Genomic DNA, 22,269 nt, shown 5'->3' with positions numbered 1-22,269 from the left:
CCCTCCGTCCCCGGGCCCCCGCCCCCTACGCCATTGGTCCGGTCCCGGCGAAAATCCGTGTGCGTCACCGATGAGTTTGCGCGACGGTAAAGGTCTCCCCATGCGTAGCCCAAGCACGCGGAAGGACCCGAAGCATGAGCACGCAGATGTCCGGCCTGGCGATCGAGACAGCGGGCCTGGTGAAAACGTTCGGCGAGACGAGGGCCGTCGACGGCGTCGACCTGTCCGTGCCCGCGGGCACGGTGTACGGCGTCCTCGGCCCGAACGGCGCCGGCAAGACCACCACCGTGAAGATGCTCGCCACACTCCTGCGGCCGGACGGCGGCGAAGCGCATGTCTTCGGCCACGACATCGTCCGCGAGGCGGACGAGGTGCGCGGCCGGGTGAGCCTCACCGGCCAGTACGCCTCGGTCGACGAGGACCTCACCGGCACCGAGAACCTGGTCCTGCTGGGCCGGCTGCTCGGCCACCACAAGAAGGCCGCCCGTGAGCGCGCCGCCCAGCTCCTGGAGGCCTTCGGCCTTTCGGAGGCCGCCGCGAAGCAGGTCAAGCACTACTCGGGCGGCATGCGGCGCCGTATCGACATCGCCGCGTCCATCCTCAACACCCCCGACCTGCTGTTCCTCGACGAGCCGACCACCGGCCTGGACCCGCGCAGCCGCAACCAGGTCTGGGAGATCGTGCGGGCCGTGGTCGCCCAGGGCACCACGGTGCTACTGACCACGCAGTATCTGGACGAGGCCGATCAGCTGGCGTCCCGGATCGCCGTCATCGACCGCGGCAGAGTGATCGCCGAGGGCACCAAGGGCGAGCTGAAGTCGTCCGTCGGGGCCGGGTCCGTGCATCTGCGGCTGCGCGATCCCGACCAGCGCGACCTCGCGGCCGAGCTGCTGCGCCGCGCCCTGGAAGCGAAGGTGCAGCCGGAGCCCGACCCGGTGGCCCTCACCGCCCGCCTCGGTACGGCGGCGAGCGACGACTCCGCGGCCGAGCAGGCCTCCCGCGCCCTGGGCGCGCTGGCCAGCGCCGGGATCACCGTGGACAACTTCTCGCTGGGCCAGCCCAGCCTGGACGAGGTGTTCCTCGCCCTCACCGGCCACGACACGCACGACTCCTCCGACCGCTCCGACGACCCGAAGGACGAGGTGGCGGCATGAGCACCGCGACGACCACCGAGAGCAAGGAGCTCGCCCCGGTCAGCGCCGAGTCGCTCGCCGCCCTGCTCGTCACCAAGGAGCGGCCGCCGCGGCCCAGCGCGTGGTCGGCCTCGATGACCTTCGGCTGGCGGGCCATCCTCAAGATCAAGCACGTGCCGGAGCAGCTCTTCGACGTCACGGCGTTCCCGATCATGATGGTGCTGATGTACACGTACCTGTTCGGCGGGGCGTTGGCCGGCTCGCCGGAGGAGTACATCCAGTTCCTGCTGCCGGGCATCCTCGTGATGTCGGTCGTGATGATCACGATGTACACGGGTGTCTCCGTGAACACCGACATCGAGAAGGGCGTCTTCGACCGGTTCCGCAGCCTGCCGATCTGGCGGCCGTCGACGATGGTCGGCTATCTGCTCGGTGACGCCCTTCGGTACACCATCGCCTCGATCGTGATGCTCACCGTCGGCATCATCCTCGGCTACCGGCCGGACGGCGGGGTAGCCGGTGTGCTCGCCGGGATCGCCCTGCTGGTGGCCTTCTCGTTCGCCTTCTCGTGGATCTGGACGATGTTCGGGCTGATGCTGCGCACCGAGAAGTCGGTGATGGGCGTCAGCATGATGGTGATCTTCCCGCTCACGTTCCTGTCCAACGTGTTCGTGGACCCGACGACCATGCCGGGCTGGCTGCAGGCGTTCGTGAACAACAGCCCCATCACGCATCTGGCGTCGGCGGTGCGCGGCCTGATGGGCGGGGACTGGCCGGCCGACGAGGTCGCCTGGTCGCTGGGCTGGGCGGCGCTGTTCGTGCTGGTCTTCGGGCCCGTCACGATGCGGCTCTACAACCGGAAGTAGCCCTGGATCGCCGCGCTTTCGGCCGGCCGTCGCGCACCGTACGGGTGCGGGGCGGCCGGCCGTTCGCTGACGCTCGTCAGTTCGGGGCGGCCGGCCGTTCGCTGCGCTCGTCAGTTGTTGCGGGGCATGGGCGGCATCGGGCGGATGTCCGGCGCGACCTGGGTGGCCGGGGTCTTCCGCACGATCGTGATGAGCCGGTCCGTCAGCTCCAGCCTCCCGACGGACGGGTCGTCGTAGCCGAGGACCCGGTGGCCGCGTATGACGCTGACGACCAGGTCGGCGACCTCCCGAGGCGTCTTGCCCACCTCGGCCTTGACGACCGGCCGTTCGACGATGTCGAGGCCGCTGCCCTGCTGGATGAGGTCCTCCATGACCATGCCGGCGGAGGGGCTGAGCACGGACAGGCCCAGCAGCCGGCCGGCGGCGCTGGCGCTGGTGACGACCGCGTCGGCGCCCGACTGCTTGAGCAGCGGCGCGTTCTCCTCCTCCCGCACCGTGGCCACGATCTTCGCCCCGCGGTTGAGCTGGCGGGCCGTCAGCGCCACCAGGACCGCGGTGTCGTCGCGCTGGGTCGCGATGATGATCTGGCGCGCCTTGTGCACCTCGGCCTGCTTCAGCACCTCGCTGCGAGTCGCGTCCCCGACGATGCCGGCGTAGCCCTCGGCGGTCGCGGCTTCGATCACCTTGGCACTGGGGTCGACCACGACGACCTGTTCCTTCTTCAGACCCGTCGCGCAGACGGTCCGGATCGCCGACCTGCCCTTCGTGCCAAAGCCGATGACGACGGTGTGATCGCGCAACGTGGACCTCCAGCGGGTCAGCCGCCACTCCTCCCGGGTGCGTTCGGTGAGGGCTTCGAGGGTGGTACCGACCAGGATGATCAGGAACAGCACGCGCAGGGGCGTGACGACGAGGATGTTCGTGAGCCGGGCACTCTCGCTCGCCGGGGTGATGTCACCGTAGCCGGTGGTCGAGAGCGTGACGGTGGCGTAGTAGAACGCGTCGAGGAGGCTGAGGCCGCCGCCCGCGTTGTCGTTGTAGCCGTCGCGGTCGGCGTAGACGATCAGCGCGGTCAGCACGAGGACGAACAGCGCCATGGAGAGGCGCTTGGCGACCTGGCGGATCGGGTGCTCCACCACTTTCCTCGGAAGCTTCACCCGATAGGTCACCAGATGCTCGTCGGCCTGGCGGGCGATCACGTCCTGGCCCGGAAGTTTCACGTGAAACACACCCCGATTCCTGCGGACGCCCAGGGCAGGTCGAGCAGTTCCGCCTCCTGCCCGGGACGTGCGCCGCCCGGCGGCACGACGGCCAGCGCGTCGGCCGCCGCGATGCCGCGCAGCATCGCGGGGCCGTTGTAATGCAGCGGCACGGCCTCGTCGCCGCGCAGGACGACGGGGACGAGCCGGGTGTCGTGCGGGTGCCCGTGCACGGCGTCCCGGAGCGGCATCGTGTACGGCTCCGGGGCAGGGCGGGCCGCGAGGATCCGCAGCAGCGGCTCGGCGAGCGTCAGCAGCCCGGAGACGGCGGCGAGCGGGTTGCCCGGCAGGCCGACGAGGTGCTGGGCCGGCCTGGTGCGGGCCAGCAGCATGGGGTGGCCCGGGCGCACCTTGACGCCGTCCACGAGGAGTTCGGCGCCGATCCGGCGCAGGGTGGGGTGGACGTGGTCGAGGGGACCCGCCGCGGTGCCACCGGTGGTGAGGATGACGTCGGCGTCGGAGGCGGTGACGGCCTGGTGCAGGGCGTCGGCGTCGTCGCGGATGCGCCGGACGGCGGTGACCTCGGCGCCGAGCGCCCGCAGCCAGGGCGGCAGCATGGGGCCGAGCGCGTCCCGGATCAGGCCGTCGTGCGGCAGACCCTGGGTGAGCAACTCGTCTCCGAGGACCAGGACTTCGGCGCGGGCGCGGGGGACCGCGGTGACGGCGTCGTAGCCGGCCGCCGCCGCGAGCCCGAGGACGGCCGGGGTGACGAGGGTGCCGACGGCGAGAAGCTGGTCGCCGGTGCGGCACTCCTGGCCGCGCGGGCGGATGTCCTGGCCGGGGACGACGTCCCGGGTCGCGTACAGGCGGCCCTTGTCGTCGGTGCGGCCGTGCTCGCTGCGCAGGACCGCGGTGGTGTCCGGGGGGATGCGGGCGCCGGTGGCGATCCGGACGGCCTCGCCGTCGGTGAGGGACGGGGGCGCGGCGTGGCCGGCGAGGACGCCCTCGTCCCGCACGTGCCAGGGGGCGGGGCCGCAGACCGCCCAGCCGTCCATCGCGGACGTGTCGAAGGAGGGGAGGTCGGTGAGGGCGTCGAGCGGGGCGGCGAGGGTCAGACCGAGGGCGGTGTCGAGGGGCGCCGAGACGGGCTCGCGACGGGCCGCCCGGGCGGCGTCACGGCCGGTGCGTTCGGCGAGGGCCCTGGCCTCGGGCCAGGGGGTGGCGCGGTGGCGGGTGTCGGGCCGGGCGGAGGGGTCGGGCCGGTGGGCGCTGCCGGTCTCACCTCCCTCACTGCGTGCCGCGGGGTCGGGCAGGTGATCGCCGTTGCTGTTCCTCACGAGGGCGAGCACCTCCTCGACGTCGAGGTCCTCGGCGTCCTCACCGGCACGGGCGCCGTGCGGGGTCATCCGGCGTCCGGGCGGGTGTCAGGGGTGGCGTCGGGGGCGAGATCGCCCGGAGACGGCTGCGGGCCGTCGCCGGACGGTTGCGTCCCAGTGCCTGACGGCTGCGGCCCACTGCCCGACGGCTGCGGTCCGTCGCCCGACGGCTCGGCCTCGGAGGTGCTCTCCTGCGCCCAGCGGGCGGCGAGGGCCACGGCCTTGCGGGCGGCCTCCGCGACCGCCTCGGGGCCGCCGCCGGCCTGCGCGGCCGCGTAGCCGACGAGGAAGGTGGTCAGCGGCGCCGCGGGCCGGGCCACACCGTGGGCGGCGTCGCGAGCGAGGTCGAGCAGGCCGTGGGTGTCGACATCGAGGTCGATCCCCAGTTCGTCCTTGACGGCGGAAATCCATTCATCCAACACGTGCCCATGCTCCCTGATACGTGCCCTGGCGGTGGCGATGTCGTCCCAGGTGTCGCAGTCGAAGGACGCGACGGGGTCGGAGATGCGGGTGAGGTCCAGCTCGGCGGTGAGACGCCGCAGGGGGAGACCGGCGAGAGCGCCGTGCCGTCCGGCGAGGAGCGCGAGCTCCTCACGCAGCCGCGGCGCGCGGTAGGCGGCCACGAGCGGCTGGTCACGGCCGCCGGGGTCGGTCAGCAGCACGCCGTCGCGGCCGCCCGCCCGCAGCGCGCCCAGCAGGCGGCCCACGGTCGGCTCCTGAAGGAACGGCAGGTCGGCGGAGAGCACCACGACGTGCTCGGCCGTGGTGTGGCGGAGCCCGGCGTCGAGCGCGGCGAGCGGTCCACCACCGGGCGGGTCCTCGCGGGCCCAGGTCACGGGCCGAGCGGTGGGCCGGGGCGCGGCGACGACGACGGTGGTGCGAGCGGTGGCGCAGGCCGCGAGCACCCGGTCGAGCAGGGGCCGTCCGCCCACCCGCACGCCGGGTTTGTCCGTGCCGCCCAGGCGCCGGGAGGCGCCGCCCGCGAGTACGACGGCGTCGTACCGGGCGGGGCCTGACCCGTGCGCGGGGCCAGTGGCGGCGCCGGGTTCACCGGGGGGCTCGTAGGCGGTCACCCCCCGAGTATGCGTGCCCCCGCGATCACACGGAACGCGGGGGAAGCGACGCGATCACGAGCACCAGCTCGGACGAGGAACGGGAATCACAGCGTCCGCAGCAGCACCGCCGGTTGTTCCACGCAGTCCGCCACGTACCGCAGGAAGCCGCCCGCCACGCCCCCGTCGCACACCCGGTGGTCGAACGTGAGCGAGAGCTGCACGACCTGCCGCACCGCCAGCTCGCCCTCGTGCACCCACGGCTTGGGGACGATGCGTCCGACGCCGAGCATGGCGGCCTCGGGGTGGTTGATGATCGGGGTGGAGCCGTCGACGCCGAAAACGCCGTAGTTGTTCAACGTGAAGGTGCCGCCGGTGAGTTCGCCCGGTGTCAGCGTCCCCGTGCGGCCCGCCTCGGTCAGCCGCGCGAACTCGGCGGTCAGCGACTCGGCGTCCCGCACGTGCGCGTCCCGCACGACAGGGACGACGAGGCCCCGGTCGGTATGCGCCGCGAAGCCCAGGTGCACGTGGTCGAACCGGACGACCTCCCTGGCCTCCGTGTCCACCGTGGAGTTGAGCTCGGGGAAGCGGGTGAGGGCCGCGGTGCAGATCCTGGCCAGCAGGGCCAGGAGGGAGATCTTCGGACCGCCGGCCGCGTTCATGGCCGCGCGCGCCCGCATCAGCTCCGTGGCGTCGGCGTCCACCCAGCAGGTGGCGTCCGGGATCTCGCGGCGACTGCGCGCCAGCTTGTCGGCGACGGCGCCCCGGATTCCCTTGAGCGGGGTGCGGATCTCGCCGGGGGCCGCCGGCGCCGAGGACCGGGACGCGAGGGCCGGACTCGGTGCCTGCGGCACACGCGGGTGCTGCTCGGCCGCCGGTGCCGCCGTGGCGCCCTGGACCGATGCACGCAGGGCGTACTCGACGTCCGCACGCAGGATCAGCCCGTCGGGGCCGGACCCGGTCAGCTCCCGCAGGTCCAGGCCGTTCTGCCGGGCCAGCCGGCGCACCAGGGGCGAGATCACGGGGACGGGACCGTCGTCCGCCCCGGGGCCGCCGGCCTGCCCGTTCACCGATGCCGGGGGCTCGCCCGCCTGCGTGGCCACTGCGGCCGCGGGGCCTGCGGCGGCCTGCGCCTGCACCGGCTCCGCGGCGGCACCGGTCGGCCCGGCTGCCGCGGACGCGCCGGACACCGGCCGCTCCTGCCGTACCCGGCGGCGCCGCGCGGGCGCCTCGGAGGTGCCGTATCCGACCAGGACGTTGCCCGACCCCTCGGAGGCGGTGCCACCGGAGCCGGAGGCGGAAGCGGGCCGCTCCCCCACCGCCACCGTGATCAGCGGCGCCCCGACGGGCAGTTCCGTGCCCTCCTCGCCGAAGCGGGCCGTGACCACACCGCCGTAGGGGCACGGCACCTCGACCATCGCCTTGGCCGTCTCGACCTCGACGACCGGCTGGTCGATGGTGACGAGGTCTCCGACCTCGACAAGCCACCGTACGATCTCCGCCTCGGTGAGCCCCTCCCCGAGGTCGGGCAGCTTGAATTCCAGGCTGTGCATACCAGAAGCGTGTGCCATCAGCTCTCGGCCTCCCACTGCAGGCGCCCCACGGCGTCCAGGATCCGGTCCACACCGGGCAGGTGGTGGCGCTCCAGCATCGGCGGCGGGTACGGGACGTCGAACCCGGCCACACGCAGCACCGGCGCCTCCAGGTGGTGGAAGCAGCGCTCCGTGACCCGGGCCGCGATCTCCCCGCCCGGGCCCCCGAAGGAACCCGACTCGTGGACGACGACCGCGCGTCCCGTCCGCCGCACCGAGGCGCACACCGTCTCGTCGTCGAACGGCACCAGGGAGCGCAGGTCGACGACTTCGAGGTCCCAGCCCTCGGCCCGGGCCGCCTCGGCCGCCTCCATGCAGACGGGTACGGACGGCCCGTACGTGATGAGCGTGGCGCTCCGGCCCGGGCGCCGCACCACCGCGCGGCCGATCGGTTCAACGGGCGTCGGCTCCTCGGGGTTCCAGGAGTCCTTCGACCAGTACAGCCGCTTCGGCTCCAGGACGACGACCGGGTCGTCGGAGGCGATGGCGGCGCGCATCAGCCCGTAGGCGTCGGCGACCGTGGCGGGCGTGACCACATGGAGCCCCGGAGTCGCCATGTAGTACGCCTCGGAGGAGTCGCTGTGGTGCTCGACGCCGCCGATGCCGCCGCCGTAGGGGACGCGGATGGTGATCGGCAGGGGCATCCTGCCGCGGGTGCGGTTGCGCGTGCGGGCCACGTGCGAGATGAGCTGCTCGAACGCCGGGTAGGCGAACGCGTCGAACTGCATCTCCACGACCGGGCGCAGGCCGTACATCGCCATGCCGACGGCGGTGCCGAGGATGCCGGCCTCGGCGAGCGGGGTGTCCGTGCAGCGGTCCTCGCCGAACTCCTTGGCGAGGCCGTCGGTGACGCGGAAGACGCCGCCGAGGGTGCCGACGTCCTCGCCCATGACGTGCACGGCGGGGTCGGCGGCCATGGCGTCGCGCAGCGCGCGCGTGAGGGCCTGCGCCATGGTGGCCGGCTTGACGGCGACGGTGGTCATCGGTGCGTGCCCCCCTCGGTGTCGGCTTCGGCCTCCAGCTCGGCCCGCAGCTGGTCCTGCTGCTCGCGCAGGTGCGGGGTGGGCTCGGCGTAGACGTGGGTGAACAGGTCCATCGGGTCCAGGACCGGGTCCTGGTTCATCTGCTCGCGCAGGGCCGCCGCCATGGTCTCGGCGTCCTGGCGGGCGGCCTCGATGCCGGCCTCGTCGAGCAGGCCGCGCGCGGTCAGCTCGTGCTCCAGCAGCCGGATCGGGTCGTGCTCGCGCCAGGTCTCGACCTCGGCGTCGCCGCGGTAGCGGGTCGCGTCGTCGGCGTTGGTGTGGGCGTCGACGCGGTACGTGATCGCCTCGACCAGCGTGGGACCGCCGCCCGCGCGGGCGTGGCGTACGGCGTCGGAGAGCACCTCGTGCACGGCGGCTGCGTCGTTGCCGTCGACCAGGCGGCCGGGCATGCCGTAGCCGACGGCCTTGTGGGCCAGCGACGGGGCCGCGGTCTGCTTGGCCAGCGGTACGGAGATCGCGAAGCCGTTGTTCTGCACGAAGAAGACGACCGGGGCCTGCCAGACGGCGGCGAAGTTCAGCGCCTCGTGGAAGTCGCCCTCGCTGGTGCCGCCGTCGCCGACCATGGCCAGCGCGACCACGTCGTCGCCCTTGAGGCGGGCGGCGTGGGCGAGACCGACGGCGTGCGGCAGCTGCGTGGCGAGCGGGGTGCACAGGGGGGCGACCCGGTGCTCGTAGGGGTCGTAGCCGGTGTGCCAGTCGCCGCGCAGCAGGGTGAGCGCCTCGACGGGATCCACGCCGCGGGCCACCACGGCGAGGGTGTCGCGGTAACTCGGGAAGAGCCAGTCCTGCTCCTTCAGCACCAGCGCGGCGGCGACCTCGCAGGCCTCCTGGCCGGTGGTGGAGGGGTAGACCGCGAGACGGCCCTGCTTGGTGAGGGCGGTGGCCTGCGCGTTGTAGCGGCGGCCCTTCACCAGCTGCGCGTACAGCGTCCTCAGCAGCTCGGGGTCGGCCTTCGCGGCCGCCTCGGTGCCGAGGACGCGGTACGGCTCGGCGTCGGGCAGCAGCGGCGCGGGATCCGTCCGGGGCTGCCAGGCGGGCGGCGGGGTCGGCTTGTACGCGCCCCGCTGCTCCATGACCGTCATGACGGCACCTCCTCGTGGGAGCGGCTCGAAGAGGCGCGTCGGCTGTGACCCGCCTCACCTACCGATTGTTCGGTCGACGGCACAATTTGGCTATGGGTGGCCTCAGGCTGTGGACAAACGGTTCTCCACAGCCTGTGATGGACGCAGTACGTCCATGGCAGAGAGGCGGGGGCGGGTGGCATCTGAACAAATGGCCGAGAGCCAGGACGACAGCGGTGTGCTTCCGCCGCCGCGGCCCCTGGACGCCATCGATCAGGACATCCTGCGCATGCTCCAGGCGGACGGCCGCGCCTCGATACGGTCCGTCGCCGACCGGGTCCACGTCTCGCGCGCCAACGCCTACGCCCGTATCAACCGGCTCGTCGAGGACGGCGTCATCCGCGGCTTCGGCGCCCGCGTCAACCACGAGCGGGCAGGTCAGGGCACGTCCGCGTACATCACGCTGAAGATCGTGCAGAACTCCTGGCGCACGGTGCGCAAGGAGCTCAGACAGCTGCCCGGCGCCTCCCACATCGCCCTGGTGGGCGGCGATTTCGACGTGCTGCTGCTGGTGCACGTGTCCGACAACCGGGCGCTGCGCGAGCTGGTGCTGACCCGGCTCCAGGCGATCCCGCAGGTGCTCAGCACGCGCACGCTGCTGGTGTTCGAGGAGGAGGACCTGGAGCCGCAGGGCTAGAGGTCAGGGGCGGGTGTCAGGCGGCTTTGCGCAGGCCCCCGAAGGCCAGCTGCACCACCGCGTCGGCCACCTCGCGCTCGTTCATGCCGCGGCCGTCCGGCCGGTACCACTCGACGATCGAGTTGATCATGCCGAAGACCAGTCGGGTCACCAGCCGCACCTCTATGTCGGCGCGCACGTCCCCGTCCGCGGCGGCCGCCTTGAGCAGGTCGGCGACCCGGTGGTCGAAGTCGCGGCGCCGATCCAGGGCCCACCGCTCGGTGTCGGTGTTGCCGCGCACGCGCAGCAGCAGCGTCACGTAGGGCAGTTCGGCGATGAGCACCTCGACCATGCGCCGGACGACGTACTCCAGGCGGTCCGAGGCGCGCCCCACGCGCGCGTGCTCCTCGTCGAGGATCCCGAAGAGGCCGTCCAGGGCCCGGCTCACGGCCCGGCGCAGCAGCTCCTCCTTGCCGGCGACGTGGTGATAGATCGACGACTTGGAGATGCCGGCCGCCTTGGAGAGGTGCTCCATGGAGGTGCCGTCGTAGCCACGCTCGTTGAACACCTGGACGGCGACGGACAGCAGCGTGTCCGGGGTGTAGGTGTCGCGCTTGGCGGTGGTCATGAGGTGCCCTCCCGCGAGTCGGAGGCGTGGGCGTGGCGGTACAGGGCCAGGGAGGGCGCGTAGCGGCCCGAGGGATCGCGCCGGTGCAGGTCGTCCAGGAGCACGTAGGCCCAGGTGCGGCCGAGGCGGCGGCTCCACTCGAAGGGGCCCAGGGGGTAGTTGACGCCGAGGCGCATCGCGGTGTCGATGTCCTCCTCGGTGGCCACGCCCTTGGCGACCGCGTCGTGCGCGAGGTCGATGATGCGCGCGACCGTGCGGGCGACGATCATGCCGGGGACGTCGCCGATGACGCTGACCCGCTTGCCGAGCGCCTGGAAGAGGCCGATGGCCTCGGCGAGGACCTGTGGGGAGGTTTCCTGGGAGGCGGACAGGGCGATCCGGCCGGCCGTGCGGTAGTCCAGGGCGAGGTCGAAGTAGACGAAGTCCCGGTACTCCACGGCGGTCTGCCCGTCGGCGAGGACGAGCCGGCCGCCGCTCGGGAGGAGCAGACACGCCCCCTGGTCGTCGTCGTCGCTGTCGTCACGGACCGGAATGCCCGCCTCGCGGATCAGCTCGAGCAGTTCGGACGCCGGGCCCAGGTCGCCCTCGGCGACGACGTACGCGGGCGGCTGCCGCTTCTCGGCGGTGTCCGGCTCGGGTCGCTCGGCGCCCTCCCCGTGGTCGTACCAGCCGTGGCCCGTCTTGCGGCCGAGCCGGCCGGACTCGACCAGGCGCCGCTGGGCGAGGGACGGCGTGAAGCGCACGTCCTGGAAGAAGGACTGCCAGACCGACTGCGTGACGGACTCGTTGACGTCCTGGCCGATCAGGTCGGTCAGCTCGAAGGCGCCCATCCGGAAGCCGCCCGACTCGCGCAGCACGGCGTCGATGGTGGCCGGGTCGGCGACCTGCGCCTCGTGGACCGCGAAGGCCTCGGCGTAGAAGGGCCGGGCGATGCGGTTGACGATGAAGCCGGGGGTGTCCGCGCAGGCGACGGGTGTCTTGCCCCAGGCGCGGGCGGTCTCGTACGCGCGCGTGGCCGACGAGACGTCCGTGGCGAACCCGGAGACGACCTCGACCAGCGGCAGCAGCGGCGCGGGGTTGAAGAAGTGCAGGCCGACGAACCGGCCGGGGTTGCGCAGGGCGCCGCCGATGGCGGTGACGGACAGCGACGAGGTGTTGGTGGCGAGCAGGCAGTCGTCGGCGACGATGCCTTCCAGCGCGCGGAACAGGTCTTGTTTGACGTCCAGCCGCTCCAGGACGGCCTCGATGACGAGGGCGCAGTCGGCGAGCTCGGGGAGGTCCTCGGCGGGCAGCAACCGGGCGCGGGCGGCGTCCCGGTCGGCGTCGCTGAGCCGCTCCTTCTCGACGAGCCGGTCCAGGCGGGCACCGATCGCGTCTGCCGCCTCCCGGGCCCGCCCGGGGAGGGTGTCGTACAGCCGTACGGGATGGCCCGCGACCAGCGCGACCTGGGCGATTCCCTGGCCCATGGTGCCGGTGCCGACGACGGCCACGGGGCTGCTGAGGTCGAGTGCTGTCATGTGCGCGATCCTCCCGCACGGGGTTTTCCACAGATGCGGCGGACCCCCTTGAACCGACCGATCGTTCGGTTACTCTAGCTCTGTCCGAGTGTTCCTGCCCAGGTTTCTGCCCAGGTCATGAACTCGACGAAGAGTTCTTGAGACGAGGAGATGGTCACCCATGACCGCCGCACTCTCGGCGCACGAGCTGATCGCCCGGCACCGGTCCACCCTCGACCAGGCGCTGGAAGTGATCCGCACGCGCGCCTACTGGTCCCCGCACCCCGAGCACCCCAAGGCCTACGGGGAGAACGGCAGCCTGGACGCGGCGGCGGGCAAGGCCGCCTTCGACGCCCTGCTCGGCTCCCGCCTCGACCTCGGCCAGCCGGGCACGGACGACTGGGTGGGCGGCGAGACGTCCCCGTACGGCGTCGACCTGGGCGTGACGTACCCGCACGCGGACCTCGACGTGCTGCTGCCCGCCATGAAGGCCGGTCAGCGGGCCTGGCGGGACGCGGGCGCCGAGCAGCGCGCCGTGGTCTGCCTGGAGATCCTCAAGCGCATCAGCGACCGGACGCACGAGTTCGCGCACGCGGTCATGCACACCTCCGGCCAGGCGTTCATGATGGCGTTCCAGGCGGGCGGGCCGCACGCGCAGGACCGCGGCCTGGAGGCGGTGGCCTACGCCTACGTCGAGCAGGTGCGCACGCCCGACAACGCAGAGTGGACCAAGCCCCAGGGCAAGCGCGATCCGCTGGCCATGAACAAGCAGTTCACGCCGGTCCCGCGGGGCATCGCCCTGATGATCGGCTGCAACACCTTCCCGACGTGGAACGGCTACCCGGGCCTGTTCGCCTCCCTCGCCACCGGCAACGCGGTCCTGGTCAAGCCCCACCCGCGCGCGGTGCTGCCGCTCGCCCTCACCGTGCAGGTCGCGCGCGAGGTGCTCGCGGAGACCGGCTTCGACCCGAACCTGGTCGCCCTGGCCGCCGAACGCCCCGGCGAGGGCATCGCCAAGACCCTCGCGCTGCGCCCCGAGATCCGGATCATCGACTACACGGGCTCGACCGAGTTCGGCGACTGGCTGGAGGCCAACGCCCGCCAGGCGCAGGTCTACACGGAGAAGGCCGGCGTCAACACCGTCGTCGTCCACTCCACGTCCGACTACAAGGGCATGCTCTCCAACCTGGCGTTCTCGCTGTCCCTGTACAGCGGCCAGATGTGCACGACCCCGCAGAACCTCCTCGTCCCCCGCGAGGGCATCTCCACGGACCAGGGCCCCAAGTCCTACGACGAGGTCGTCGCGGACCTCGCCAAGTCCGTCGACGGGCTGCTCGGCGACGACGCCCGGGCCAACGCCCTGCTCGGGGCGATCGTCAACCCGGACGTGAAGGCCCGGCTGGAGGCCGCGGCGGGCCTGGGCGAGGTCGCCCTGGCCTCCCGCGAGATCACCAACCCGGACTTCCCGGGGGCGGTCGTCCGTACGCCGGTGATCGTGAAGCTGGACGGGGCCAAGCCGGACGACGAGGCCGCCTACATGAGCGAGTGCTTCGGCCCGGTGTCCTTCGCCGTCGCGGTCGACTCGGCCGCGGACGCGGCGGAGCTGCTGCGGCGGACCGTCCGCGAGAAGGGCGCGATGACCGTCGGGGCGTACACGACCGACCCGGAGGTCGAACAGGCCGTGCAGGAGGTCTGCCTGGAGGAGGCGGCGCAGCTGTCGCTGAACCTCACGGGTGGGGTGTACGTGAACCAGACGGCCGCGTTCTCCGACTTCCACGGGTCCGGAGGCAATCCGGCGGCCAGTGCGGCGTTGTGCGACGGGGCGTTCGTGGCCAACCGGTTCCGGGTGGTCGAGGTGCGGCGCGACGCGTAGCTGGGGCTCGGGGGTGCCCAGGAGCTCGGGGGCTCTCCTCGGCGCGCGGGTGCCGATGCGTTGTGGTTACTCGCGCAGTTCCCCGCGCCCCTGACGGGGCGCTTCTAAAGGGGTGCTCCGAAACTCCAGTGGTACAGGGTCATCGCCACGCTGGTCGCCAAGTTGTAGCTGCTGACCTGGGGGCGCATGGGGAGGGACAGCAAGTGGTCCGCACGCGCGCGTAGTTCCGTGGACAGGCCGGTGCGCTCGGAGCCGAAGGCGAGGACGGCGTCGTCCGGGAGTTTGACGCTCCGGATGTCGTCGCCCTCCGGGTCCAGGGCGAACAACGGGCCCGGCGGCAGTTCCTCGGCGGCCAGCCGCTCCACCGTCGTCGCGTAGTGCAGTCCCGCCCCGCCCCGCACGACCGTCGGGTGCCAGGGGTCGACCGTCCCGGTCGTCACCACACCGGTCGCCCCGAAACCGGCGGCCAGGCGGATCACCGCTCCCGCGTTGCCCAGGTTGCGCGGGTTGTCGAGGACCACGACCGGGGCCGTGCGGGGCATGCGCGCCAGCTTCTCCAGGTTGGAGGCGCGGGCCGGCCTTTCGGCCAGGGCGGCCACGGCGGTGGGGTGCGGGCGCGGCACGAACGACGCGTACGTCGCGTGCGGCACCTCCGTCAGCAGCCCGGCCAGCGCGTCCCGTACGTCCGGGGCCAGCTCGTCGGCGAGGGCGAGGGCGGCCGCCCGGTCGGCGGTGACCGCCACCGGCACCTCGGCGCCGAAGCGCAGCGCGTGCTTGAGCGCGTGGAACCCGTCGAGCAGGACGGTGTCGCCGGCGAGCCGGTGCCAGACGGTCACGGGGTCGGTCATGCCCCGAAGCCTACGTGCGTGGCCTCGGAGCTCCCCTCGGTGCGCTGCCCGGGCAGGGGCGTACGCCCCCCGCCCCCGCGCCGGAGCCGGTCACGCGCGCCTGCCGCCAGGTCGCCCAGGCGGCGCAGGAAGCCCGTCGGCAGGAACACCGCGTCCGCCGCGATCATCGCCAGCGAGAAGAACGGCAGCCCCAGGACCACGGCGATCACGGCGTGCTCGGTGATCATCACTGCCAGCAGGACGTTCTTCACCCGCCGGTTGAACAGGGTGAACGGGAAGGCGACCTGCACCAGGACCGTCCCGTAGGTCACCAGCATCACCATCGTGCCGCTGGCCGACAGCAGGTCGGCAAGGGCCGGCCAGGGCGAGAAGTACTCCAGGTGGAGCGGGTAGTAGACCGCGGTGCCGTCCTGCCAGCGCGATCCCTGGATCTTGTACCAGCCGGCCGTCGCGTAGATCAGACACGCCTCGGCCATGATCACGAGCAGGGCGCCGTTGTGCACGACGTTGGCGATCACGTCCAGCATGATCCGCGGCTCACCGGTCCCGGCCCGGCGCCCGACCAGCCACCACAGGGCCTGCACGACCCACACCGTCCACAGCAGTGCCGGTATCAGCCAGTCGCCCTGCATCCGGCCGACCAGGGTGCCCGCGACCAGCACGAACCCGAGCACGCCCCACAGGGCCGGGCCGGTCCGGTCCGTGACCCGCTCGCCGCGCGCGCGTGCCGCCCTCTGCCGCACGGCCCGCCGGGCGTCCAGCGACCACACCCGGGCGCACCGCGTGAACACCAGGTAGATCGACATCAGGTGCAGCACGTTGTCGCCGCCGTCGCCCATGAAGACGCTGCGGTTCTGCAGCGACAGCACGCCGACCATGAACAGCACCGACATGGTGCGGGTGCGCCAGCCCAGCATCAGCAGTGCGGCGGAGAGGACCGCCAGCGCGTAGACGATCTCGAACCAGACCCGGCCGTCCGACCACATCAGGACGGTGAACGAGCCGTTGGACCCGACCAGCTGCTGCGCGAGATCCCAGCTCCAGGGGCCGTCGGGACCGTAGAGCTCGTGGCGGTGGGGGAGCTCACGGAGCAGGAACAGCAGCCAGGTGGCGCTGAAGCCGATGCGGATGACGGCCGTCTGGTAGGGGCCGAGGGCCGCCTCGGTGACGCGGGCGATACCGCCCGAGACGGCCAGCGAGAAGCGGTTCACCGCACGCCTCCCCGGGCCTCGTCCTGCGGGACCCTCCACCACGGCAGCTCCCGGTACGACGGTGTCGTGGAGACCTTCTCCCGGCTCCACTCGGGCGGCGGCACGTTGCTGGTCCGGGAGCGCACCTGCACCCGCTCGATCACCCCGGAACTCCCGGTCGCGGCCCGCACCGCGTCGTCGCGGTCGAGGCGCAGCACCATGATCCGGCGCAGATACGACTCCGAGAGCGAGCCGCGCAGGCCCACCGGGCGGTTCTCGCTGTCGTGCGTGGCGACGAAGAAGTCCCAGGCGCGGCGCAGCTCGTTCTGCTGGGTGTGGCTGGGCAGCAGGTTGCCGTCGATGGCGCCGCCGTCCTCGGCGGACAGGTCGTACCAGCCGGTGGTCAGCGTCATGCCGTCCGGCCCCCGGACCCCGGCACGGACCTGGATCGAGATGTTCTGCTGGAGCGGGTTCGGCGCGAACAGCTTCCAGTTCTGCTCGAACTCCGGATAGATCCAGTCGTCCACGGCCTCGCCGTGCGCCCGGGTGACCGTGTTCGCCGGCGCGACATGCAGGAACGTCATCCCGATGTGCACGCACACGCCGATGGCGACGACCGCGAGCGCCAGGGCGACCCCGACCTGATAGCGGGGGGAGAGCGCGGCGATGCCGGTACGGGGTTCACCCGGCGGGTACGGCTCGGGCGGTGCGAGCGACGCGACCGGCTCAGGCGGTGCGAGCGACGCGACCGGCTCAGGCGGTGCGAGCGACGCGACCGGCTCGGGCGGTGCGAGCGACGCGACCGGCTCCTGCTCAGGCCCCGGCTGCACGTCCGGCTCGGGCGGCCCGGGGGGCACGTCCGGCTCGGTCGAGTCCGCCGGGGCGCCCCGCTGCGCGGGCGGGGCCGGGCGGCGAGGCGCGTTGGGGCCGTGCCGGGCGTTCGAGCCCTCGTCGTACGCGTCCATTCCGCCCCGTTCCACGATCCCGGTCCGTCGTTCCGTCCGCCCGGCCGTGAGGGCGTCGTACCGCCCGCGCAGCCTGCGCGGCGTCGGCACGGGCACGGTACTCAGGACACCCACCCGGGCACAGCCCCTGTCCGCAGGTCCCGCCGTGGCCGTCGCCACACCACGGAGGCCGACCGTACGGCGAGTGCGACCGTCCGAGAGCCGCGGTCCCCCTGGTCCACAGGGGCCCACGCAGGTTATCCACAGGACGCCCCGGCCGGTCGTCCGCAGGAGTGACACCCTACGGCGCCCGCCCGTACACCCATTCCCTTCTTCTAGAACCTGTTCTATCTTGACGCCCCGTCAGCTCAACGGGATCCGCCGGAAGGACAGGCACCGTGGACTTCACCTTCAGCGAGGAGCAGCAAGCGGCGTCCGAGGCGGCGAAGGGCGTGTTCGCCGGCGTCGCACCCGACGCCGTGCCCAGTCCGGCCATGACCCCGGGCGCCGTGGCCGAGACCTGCGACCGCGCCCTGTGGGCCAGGCTCGCCGACGCGGACCTGCTGAGCCTGCTGCTCGACGCCCGGTACGGCGGTGCCGGTCTGGACGCCATCGCTCTCTGCCTGGTGCTGCGGGAGTCGGCGAAGGTCCTGGCCAGGGTGCCCCTGCTGGAGAGCTGCGCGGCGGCGGCGGCCGTCCAGGCCCACGGCGGTGAAGAGGCGAAGGCGGACCTGCTCGCCCGGGCCGGCCGGGGCGAGATCGTCCTGACCGTCGCCGGGCACGGCCGCACCGGCCACGACCCGGCCGAACAGGCCGTGACCGCCCGGCAGGACGGCGGGACCTGGGTGCTGGACGGGGTGCAGACGGCCGTGCCCTGGGCCTACGACGCCGACGTCACCCTCGTCCCCGCGCACACCGAAACCGGCCGGACCGTGCTCGCCCTGGTGCCGCGCGGGCACGAGGGCGCCGTCCTCGCGGAGCAGTTCTCCACCAGCGGCGAGCGCCTCGGGGAGCTGCGGCTGGAGTCGGCACGGCTGCCCGCCCGGGACGTCATCGACACCCACGGGGCGTGGGAGTGGCTGCGGGACCTGCTGACCACCGGGACGTGTGCGCTGGCGCTCGGACTCGGGGAGCGCGTGCTGCGGATGACCGGGGAGTACACGGCCGAGCGGGAGCAGTTCGGGTTCCCGATCGCGACCTTCCAGGCCGTCGCCGTGCAGGCCGCCGACCGCTACATCGACCTGCGCGCGATGGAGGCCACGCTGTGGCAGGCCGCGTGGCGGATCGCCTCCGGGGCACCGGGCCCGCTGCCCGCCGCCGGGGACGTGGCCGTGGCCAAGATCTGGGCGGCGGAGGGCGTACGCCGGGTCGTGCAGACCGCGCAGCACCTGCACGGCGGGTTCGGCGCCGACGTCGACTACCCCCTGCACCGCTACCACGCCTGGGCCAAGCACCTGGAGCTGTCACTCGGCCCGGCCGCGGCCCACGAAGAAGCCCTGGGCGACCTGCTGGCGGCCCACCCACTGGCCTGACCAGGCATGAAGCGCCGGTTCTTCGGACGCCCGGCTAGAGGACGAACCCCTGCTGCCCGTCGTCCGTCACCACGGGACGGCCCACCGCCTCCCACACCTGCATGCCGCCGTCGACGTTCACGGCGTCGACGCCCTGCTGGGCCAGGTACATCGTGACCTGGGCGGACCGGCCGCCGGAACGGCAGATCACATGGACCCGGCCGTCCTGCGGGGCGGCCTCGGTCAGCTCGCCGTACCGGGCGACGAACTCGCTGATGGGGATGTGCAGCGCCCCTTCGGCGTGACCGGCCTTCCACTCGTCGTCCTCCCGGACGTCCAGCAGGAAGTCACCGTCCTTGAGGTCCGCGACCGCGACCGTGGGCACACCAGCTCCAAAACTCATGCGTCCGACGCTACCCGAACCGTCCGGGCCCGGGCGCGGCTCAGCCCTGGCCCCCGCCGTCGCCCTGGCCCTGGCTCCGGCCTTCTCCCTCGCCGAGCAGCGCGGCCAGCTCCGTCTCCCGTTCGGAGACCTGGGCGAGCAGACCCCGCCCGATCTCGTCGAGGAGCCGGTCCGGGTCGTCCGGGGCGAGCTGGAGCATGTGGCCGATGGCGCTGTCCTCCAGTTCCCTGGCGAGCAGGCCGAGCAGCTCCTTGCGCTGGGCGAGCCATTCGAGGCGGGCGTAGAGCTCCTCGGCGCGGCTCGGGCCCCGCTTCAGCTCGGGCCCCTTCGCCCACTCCGCGGCGAGCTCACGCAGCTCCGCCTCGTCGCCCCGGGCGTAGGCGGCGTTGACGCGCGTGATGAACTCCTCGCGCCGCCGGCGCTCCTTCTCCTCCTGCGCCAGGTCCGGGTGGGCCTTGCGGGCGAGGTCCCGGTAGAGCTTGCGGGCCTCCTCGCTGGGGCGGACCCGCTGCGGGGGCCGCACCGGCTGGTCGGTGAGCATCGCGGAGGCCTCCGGGAACAGGCCGTCGCCGTCCATCCAGCCGTGCAGCAGTTCCTCCACGCCCGGGATGGGGGCGAGCCGCGCCCGGGCCTCGTCCGCCCGCTGCCGGTCCGCGGGGTCGCCGCTGCGGGCCGCTCTGGCCTCCAGGATGCGGGCGTCCAGCTCCTCGAGCCGGGCGTAGAGCGGGCCGAGCTTCTGTTCGTGCAGCCGGGAGAAGTTCTCGACCTCGACGCGGAAGGTCTCCACCGCGATCTCGTACTCGATCAACGCCTGCTCGGCGGCCCGCACGGCCCGCTCCAGCCGCGCCTCGGGCCGTGCGGCGTCGTCGCCGTCCTGCTCAGCTTCCGGGGTCGTCACCCGACCAGCCTAGGTGACGAACCGACGGCGCCCGCGCCCCGGAGGCCAGGACCGGGGAGCGGCCCATCCGGGGCTGCCGGACGGCCCGAGCAGCCCTACACCCCCATCTCCGCCGCGACCTTCCCCGCCCGCACCCCCGCCAGCAGCTCCGCATGATCCGCCTCGGTCCGGTCCGCGTAGGCCACGGCGAAGTCCGCCATCGCCTCGTCCAGCTCCTCGTTCTTCCCGCAGTACCCGGCGATGAGCCGCGGATCGGCGCTGTGGGCGTGTGCGCGGGCCAGGAGCGCACCGGTCATGCGGCCGTAGTCGTCCATCTGGTCGGCGGCCAGGGCGGCCGGGTCGACGCTGCCCTTGCGGTTGCGGAACTGGCGGACCTGGAAGGGAAGCCCGTCGACCGTCGTCCAGCCCAACAGGTTGTCGCTGACGACCTGCATCCGCTTCTGGCCCAGCACGACCCGACGGCCCTCGTGACCGGCCTGAGGCGCCTCGAAACCGGCCGTCACCAGATGCGGCACGAGGGCCGACGCCCGCGCCTCCTTCACCTGGAGCACCAGCGGCTCGCCCCGGTGGTCCAGAAGCAGCACGACGTAGGAGCGGGTGCCGACACTGCCCGTGCCGACGACGCGGAAGGCCACGTCCTGCACCGCGTGCCGGGCGAGGAGCGGCAGGCGGTCCTCCTGGAGGGTGCCGACGTACTCCTCCAGGGAGGCGGCCACCGCGGCGGCCTCCGCGTCCGGGACGCGCCGCAGGACCGGCGGGGCGTCGACGAACCGGCGTCCGCCGTCCTCGGTGACCTCGGTCGACTTGGCCGCGAAGCGGCCGCTGGTGTTGTGGCGGGCCTTCTCGGAGACGCGCTCCAGCGTGCCGAGCAGATCATGGGCGTCCGTGTGGGAGACGAGTTCCTCGTCCGCGATGGCGTTCCACGCGTCCAGCACCGGGAGCTTGGCCAGGAGCCGCATGGTCCTGCGGTACGCGCCCGCCGCGTCGTACGCCGCCTTGCGGCACTGGTCCTCGTCGGCGCCGGCGACCCGGCCCGCGAGCACCAGGGAGGCCGCGAGACGCTTGAGGTCCCACTCCCAGGGGCCGAACACCGTTTCGTCGAAGTCGTTCAGGTCGATGACCAGGCCGCCGCGCGCGTCCCCGTACAGGCCGAAATTGGCCGCGTGGGCGTCGCCGCAGAGCTGGGCCCGGATTCTGGTCATGGGCGTGCGCGCCAGGTCGTAGGCCATGAGGCCCGCCGAGCCGCGCAGGAAGGCGAACGGGGTGGCGGCCATGCGGCCGACCCGGATCGGGGTCAGCTCGGGCAGCCGTCCGCGGCCCGACTCCTCGACGGCGCTCACCGCGTCGGGCCGGGACGCGTCCAGGTCGAGCGTGGCGTGGGCGCTGCGCGGGATCCGCTTGCGCAGGGCCTTGCCCTCGTCCTTGGGCGAGCCCTCGGCCGGCCACTCGGCGAAGCCACGCACCCGGGGCAGCCGGCGCCGGGCCTCTTCCTTCGCCATGGCCCCGCCCTCGCCTTGAGCTCCAGCCCTGGTCATCCCGACCGCCTCCCCCGCACGCGCACGAACATCAACTCGTTCCGACCGTACAACCGGCGGCCGAAACGCGTCAGACCCTGTGGACAACTCCACAGCTGTGGACAATTCGTGCCGGGTCCGCAGGGCAGCGGCGGGCTACGCACCCGAGGGCACGGTGGCCTCCTCCGAAACCGCCGCCGCGTCCTCCTCCGTCCCCACCTGCGCCAGCAGCCGCTCGGCCCGGTCCACGGAGACGTCGAGCCGGGCCAGCACCGCCGGAACGGTGATGCTGGGCAGGAAATGCTCGAACAGCACGACGACCCGGCGCTCCAGATCCTGCCGCTGGCAGCGCAGCTGGGACAGCAGCTGCACCCCGGAGAAGCTGCCGACCAGCAGCTCCGCCGTCTCCGCCACGTCGACGTGCTGCAACAGCTCGCCCCGGGTCTTCGCCTCGCCCAGCACCTGCGTGTTCTGGTCGATCCACATCCGGAAGGCCGGGGTGCGGTCGAGGTCCATGGCTCCCTGGTCGAGGGCGAGCCCCACGCTGGCCCGCACCAGCGGTTCGGATCGCAGCCGGCGGGCCATCACCAGACCGGAGTCGACGAGCTCCTGGAGCCTGGTGGACTGCGGCGGGAGCGCGATCGCGAGCTGCTCCTCGAACACCCCCACCGCCAGCTCCTCCTTGGAGCCGAAGTGGAAGTACAACGCGCCCTTGGTGACGCCTGCCCGGTCCAGGATCTCGCCGATGGTCGCCGAGGTGTAGCCGCGTTCGTCGAAGACGGCCGCCGCCGCCTCCAGGATGGTCCGCCGGGTGCGGATCGCGCGCTCCTGTCGCGCCATCGGGTGCCTCCTGATCTCCGTCGATCCCTGTGAAGTCGCTGTGTGGCGAGGGCGCGAGGGCCAGTCCCAGCGGCTTGGCTCACCCTTTGAAAAAAACCGGTTCGTCCGTATCTTAGTCAGGCGTCG

The 22,269-nt window shown here is 72.8% G+C and carries 20 protein-coding genes; 5 read left to right on the top strand and 15 right to left on the bottom strand.

Going from position 1 to position 22,269, the window contains the following annotated elements:
• Positions 1 to 134: 134 nt before the first annotated feature.
• Both IE153_RS17240 and IE153_RS17235 read left to right on the top strand, forming a co-directional pair.
• A complete protein-coding gene (locus tag IE153_RS17240; RefSeq protein WP_189590549.1) occupies positions 135 to 1,154 on the top strand; it encodes an ATP-binding cassette domain-containing protein in 1,020 nt (339 codons plus the stop codon).
• The gene (locus IE153_RS17235; RefSeq protein ID WP_189590548.1) at positions 1,151 to 1,999 is read left to right on the top strand and encodes an ABC transporter permease; all 849 of its coding nucleotides are present in this window, start codon (positions 1,151 to 1,153) and stop codon (positions 1,997 to 1,999) included. Before IE153_RS17240 ends, IE153_RS17235 begins: the two co-directional genes overlap by 4 nt.
• A gap of 110 nt (positions 2,000 to 2,109) precedes the next feature.
• Here IE153_RS17235 and IE153_RS17230 read toward each other — a convergent pair whose 3' ends face one another.
• The 6 genes from IE153_RS17230 to pdhA form a co-directional block, all read right to left on the bottom strand.
• Positions 2,110 to 3,219: a potassium channel family protein gene (locus IE153_RS17230; RefSeq protein WP_189590547.1), complete on the bottom strand. Its 1,110-nt coding sequence runs from the start codon at positions 3,217 to 3,219 to the stop codon at positions 2,110 to 2,112.
• Positions 3,216 to 4,604 carry a molybdopterin molybdotransferase MoeA gene (locus IE153_RS17225; RefSeq protein ID WP_189590546.1) on the bottom strand — a complete coding sequence of 463 codons (1,389 nt, stop codon included), beginning with the start codon at positions 4,602 to 4,604 and terminating at the stop codon, positions 3,216 to 3,218. Before IE153_RS17225 ends, IE153_RS17230 begins: the two co-directional genes overlap by 4 nt.
• A complete protein-coding gene (locus tag IE153_RS17220; RefSeq protein WP_189590545.1) occupies positions 4,601 to 5,647 on the bottom strand; it encodes an NTP transferase domain-containing protein in 1,047 nt (348 codons plus the stop codon). The genes IE153_RS17225 and IE153_RS17220 overlap by 4 nt, the downstream gene beginning before the upstream one ends.
• 86 nt (positions 5,648 to 5,733) lie before the next feature.
• Positions 5,734 to 7,197 (bottom strand): dihydrolipoamide acetyltransferase family protein, encoded by a 1,464-nt coding sequence (locus IE153_RS17215; RefSeq protein WP_189590544.1) that lies wholly within the window; start codon positions 7,195 to 7,197, stop codon positions 5,734 to 5,736.
• The gene (locus tag IE153_RS17210; protein WP_185008501.1) at positions 7,197 to 8,201 is read right to left on the bottom strand and encodes an alpha-ketoacid dehydrogenase subunit beta; all 1,005 of its coding nucleotides are present in this window, start codon (positions 8,199 to 8,201) and stop codon (positions 7,197 to 7,199) included. The genes IE153_RS17215 and IE153_RS17210 overlap by 1 nt, the downstream gene beginning before the upstream one ends.
• On the bottom strand, positions 8,198 to 9,343 hold the full coding sequence (gene pdhA / locus IE153_RS17205) for a pyruvate dehydrogenase (acetyl-transferring) E1 component subunit alpha (protein WP_189590543.1): 1,146 nt from the start codon (positions 9,341 to 9,343) through the stop codon (positions 8,198 to 8,200). Before pdhA ends, IE153_RS17210 begins: the two co-directional genes overlap by 4 nt.
• A gap of 190 nt (positions 9,344 to 9,533) precedes the next feature.
• Between pdhA and IE153_RS17200 the strand changes: the two genes are divergently transcribed.
• Entirely contained in the window at positions 9,534 to 10,019 is a 486-nt protein-coding gene (locus tag IE153_RS17200) for an Lrp/AsnC family transcriptional regulator (protein WP_097217995.1), read from the top strand.
• A 16-nt stretch (positions 10,020 to 10,035) separates the two neighbouring features.
• Here IE153_RS17200 and IE153_RS17195 read toward each other — a convergent pair whose 3' ends face one another.
• Together IE153_RS17195 and IE153_RS17190 are read right to left on the bottom strand one after the other, a co-directional pair.
• The gene (locus IE153_RS17195) at positions 10,036 to 10,626 is read right to left on the bottom strand and encodes a TetR/AcrR family transcriptional regulator (RefSeq protein ID WP_031108543.1); all 591 of its coding nucleotides are present in this window, start codon (positions 10,624 to 10,626) and stop codon (positions 10,036 to 10,038) included.
• Positions 10,623 to 12,143, bottom strand: coding sequence for a 3-hydroxyacyl-CoA dehydrogenase (locus tag IE153_RS17190; RefSeq protein ID WP_189590542.1), 1,521 nt, complete (start codon positions 12,141 to 12,143; stop codon positions 10,623 to 10,625). The genes IE153_RS17195 and IE153_RS17190 overlap by 4 nt, the downstream gene beginning before the upstream one ends.
• 160 nt (positions 12,144 to 12,303) lie before the next feature.
• On the opposite strand from IE153_RS17190, the gene paaN reads away from it, so the two are divergent.
• Complete coding sequence (gene paaN / locus IE153_RS17185; protein WP_189590541.1) at positions 12,304 to 13,995, top strand: phenylacetic acid degradation protein PaaN; 1,692 nt, start codon at positions 12,304 to 12,306, stop codon at positions 13,993 to 13,995.
• A 104-nt stretch (positions 13,996 to 14,099) separates the two neighbouring features.
• On the opposite strand, the gene IE153_RS17180 is transcribed toward paaN, so the two are convergent.
• Genes IE153_RS17180 through IE153_RS17170 form a run of 3 tightly spaced genes read right to left on the bottom strand, consistent with a single transcriptional unit; the run spans position 14,100 to position 16,998 of the window.
• Positions 14,100 to 14,843, bottom strand: coding sequence for a TrmH family RNA methyltransferase (locus tag IE153_RS17180; RefSeq protein WP_189590540.1), 744 nt, complete (start codon positions 14,841 to 14,843; stop codon positions 14,100 to 14,102).
• The gene (locus IE153_RS17175; RefSeq protein WP_189590539.1) at positions 14,840 to 16,054 is read right to left on the bottom strand and encodes an HTTM domain-containing protein; all 1,215 of its coding nucleotides are present in this window, start codon (positions 16,052 to 16,054) and stop codon (positions 14,840 to 14,842) included. The genes IE153_RS17180 and IE153_RS17175 overlap by 4 nt, the downstream gene beginning before the upstream one ends.
• A complete protein-coding gene (locus IE153_RS17170) occupies positions 16,051 to 16,998 on the bottom strand; it encodes a DUF5819 family protein (RefSeq protein ID WP_189590598.1) in 948 nt (315 codons plus the stop codon). The genes IE153_RS17175 and IE153_RS17170 overlap by 4 nt, the downstream gene beginning before the upstream one ends.
• 377 nt (positions 16,999 to 17,375) lie before the next feature.
• On the opposite strand from IE153_RS17170, the gene IE153_RS17165 reads away from it, so the two are divergent.
• The gene (locus tag IE153_RS17165) at positions 17,376 to 18,509 is read left to right on the top strand and encodes an acyl-CoA dehydrogenase family protein (RefSeq protein ID WP_189590538.1); all 1,134 of its coding nucleotides are present in this window, start codon (positions 17,376 to 17,378) and stop codon (positions 18,507 to 18,509) included.
• Positions 18,510 to 18,543: 34 nt separating this feature from the next.
• Here IE153_RS17165 and IE153_RS17160 read toward each other — a convergent pair whose 3' ends face one another.
• From IE153_RS17160 to IE153_RS17145, 4 genes are all read right to left on the bottom strand, one after another.
• Complete coding sequence (locus tag IE153_RS17160) at positions 18,544 to 18,873, bottom strand: rhodanese-like domain-containing protein (RefSeq protein WP_030846909.1); 330 nt, start codon at positions 18,871 to 18,873, stop codon at positions 18,544 to 18,546.
• A 58-nt stretch (positions 18,874 to 18,931) separates the two neighbouring features.
• Positions 18,932 to 19,789 carry a hypothetical protein gene (locus tag IE153_RS17155; protein WP_189590537.1) on the bottom strand — a complete coding sequence of 286 codons (858 nt, stop codon included), beginning with the start codon at positions 19,787 to 19,789 and terminating at the stop codon, positions 18,932 to 18,934.
• Between the two features lie 95 nt (positions 19,790 to 19,884).
• Positions 19,885 to 21,288 carry a DUF2252 domain-containing protein gene (locus IE153_RS17150; RefSeq protein ID WP_229829022.1) on the bottom strand — a complete coding sequence of 468 codons (1,404 nt, stop codon included), beginning with the start codon at positions 21,286 to 21,288 and terminating at the stop codon, positions 19,885 to 19,887.
• A 171-nt stretch (positions 21,289 to 21,459) separates the two neighbouring features.
• Complete coding sequence (locus IE153_RS17145) at positions 21,460 to 22,143, bottom strand: ScbR family autoregulator-binding transcription factor (protein ID WP_189590535.1); 684 nt, start codon at positions 22,141 to 22,143, stop codon at positions 21,460 to 21,462.
• Between the last annotated feature and the right edge of the window lie 126 nt (positions 22,144 to 22,269).

Origin of the sequence: Streptomyces massasporeus (assembly GCF_014648995.1) — a bacterium.
GTDB lineage: Bacteria > Actinomycetota > Actinomycetes > Streptomycetales > Streptomycetaceae > Streptomyces > Streptomyces massasporeus.
Note: the sequence above shows the minus strand (reverse complement) of the source record. Positions and strands in the feature narration are given on the sequence as shown.

Excerpts from the sequence above, each read along its gene's own strand:
- IE153_RS17195 (WP_031108543.1), bottom strand. The coding sequence starts at position 10,626 with ATGACCACCGCCAAGCGCGACACCTACACCCCGGACACGCTGCTGTCC.
- IE153_RS17215 (WP_189590544.1), bottom strand. The coding sequence starts at position 7,197 with ATGGCACACGCTTCTGGTATGCACAGCCTGGAATTCAAGCTGCCCGAC.
- IE153_RS17240 (WP_189590549.1), top strand. The coding sequence starts at position 135 with ATGAGCACGCAGATGTCCGGCCTGGCGATCGAGACAGCGGGCCTGGTG.
- paaN (WP_189590541.1), top strand. The coding sequence starts at position 12,304 with ATGACCGCCGCACTCTCGGCGCACGAGCTGATCGCCCGGCACCGGTCC.
- IE153_RS17150 (WP_229829022.1), bottom strand. The coding sequence starts at position 21,288 with ATGGCGAAGGAAGAGGCCCGGCGCCGGCTGCCCCGGGTGCGTGGCTTC.
- IE153_RS17180 (WP_189590540.1), bottom strand. The coding sequence starts at position 14,843 with ATGACCGACCCCGTGACCGTCTGGCACCGGCTCGCCGGCGACACCGTC.
- IE153_RS17190 (WP_189590542.1), bottom strand. The coding sequence starts at position 12,143 with ATGACAGCACTCGACCTCAGCAGCCCCGTGGCCGTCGTCGGCACCGGC.
- IE153_RS17210 (WP_185008501.1), bottom strand. The coding sequence starts at position 8,201 with ATGACCACCGTCGCCGTCAAGCCGGCCACCATGGCGCAGGCCCTCACG.
- IE153_RS17235 (WP_189590548.1), top strand. The coding sequence starts at position 1,151 with ATGAGCACCGCGACGACCACCGAGAGCAAGGAGCTCGCCCCGGTCAGC.
- IE153_RS17170 (WP_189590598.1), bottom strand. The coding sequence starts at position 16,998 with ATGGACGCGTACGACGAGGGCTCGAACGCCCGGCACGGCCCCAACGCG.
- IE153_RS17225 (WP_189590546.1), bottom strand. The coding sequence starts at position 4,604 with ATGACCCCGCACGGCGCCCGTGCCGGTGAGGACGCCGAGGACCTCGAC.
- pdhA (WP_189590543.1), bottom strand. The coding sequence starts at position 9,343 with ATGACGGTCATGGAGCAGCGGGGCGCGTACAAGCCGACCCCGCCGCCC.
- IE153_RS17200 (WP_097217995.1), top strand. The coding sequence starts at position 9,534 with ATGGCCGAGAGCCAGGACGACAGCGGTGTGCTTCCGCCGCCGCGGCCC.
- IE153_RS17145 (WP_189590535.1), bottom strand. The coding sequence starts at position 22,143 with ATGGCGCGACAGGAGCGCGCGATCCGCACCCGGCGGACCATCCTGGAG.